Annotated in this window: 1 protein-coding gene; it reads right to left on the bottom strand. The window is 47.1% G+C overall.

Annotated features, from left to right (window positions below; translation table 11 throughout):
- Positions 1-97: 97 nt before the first annotated feature.
- Positions 98-854, bottom strand: a 757-nt coding sequence (locus tag A3729_RS28875; protein WP_197476250.1) for a cbb3-type cytochrome c oxidase subunit I, incomplete at its 5' end; no start/stop codon positions are given.

Genomic DNA, 854 nt, shown 5'->3' on the forward strand with positions numbered 1-854 from the left:
TATGGAATAAGGTGCAGCCCTTTTATCTAACTGCACCTAAGTGGGGTTAATATAGTTGGCTAAGCTTATTCCTAAGTTCAGCCAACTTGCACTTCACTTATGAAGCTGCTCTTTGCTCACCCTCAGGGATAACTAGACCTTGCTTATCGCCAACAAAGAAGCTTGCGAAGAACATGCCTACACCTGTAGTGAACATCACACCGAAGAACAAACGTACCCAGAAGACAGGATGAAGTTGTTCTTGAGTTGCCATAAAGCTCAGAGCATTTGCGTCATCTGGTAAACGCTGGAGAATAATCTGCCAGACGCCCGCCACGGTTAAGGCCAAGGTAATACCGCACATTGCGATACACATTGTCCAGAACGACATACGCTCCAATCTCTGTGCTCTTTCACAGTTGCCGTGAGGGCGACCACGCATAATTGGCATTGAATAGGACATTATCGTCATCACAATCATTGAGTAAGCCCCAAAGAATGCTAGATGTCCGTGAGCTGCAGTAATCTGCGAACCGTGTGTAAAATAGTTCACCGGTGCTAGCGTATGAATGAAGCCCCATACACCTGCGCCCAAGAACGCCATTACCGAAGTACCTAAAGCCCAAGTCAATGCTATCTGGTTGCCATGCTCATGACGACGTTCACGAACCATCTTGAATGCGAACACAACCATCATGAAGAAAGGAATTGGTTCAAGCGCTGAGAAGATAGAACCCAGCCACAACCAGTACTCACCCGGGCCGATCCAGAAGTAGTGGTGCCCCATTCCTATCAGGCCGGTAATCAGTGCTAAAGCAATAATCACATACAACCACTTCTCTATTATCTCACGGTCAACGCCAGTCACTTTGATC

The organism is Oleiphilus sp. HI0043, from assembly GCF_001634935.1.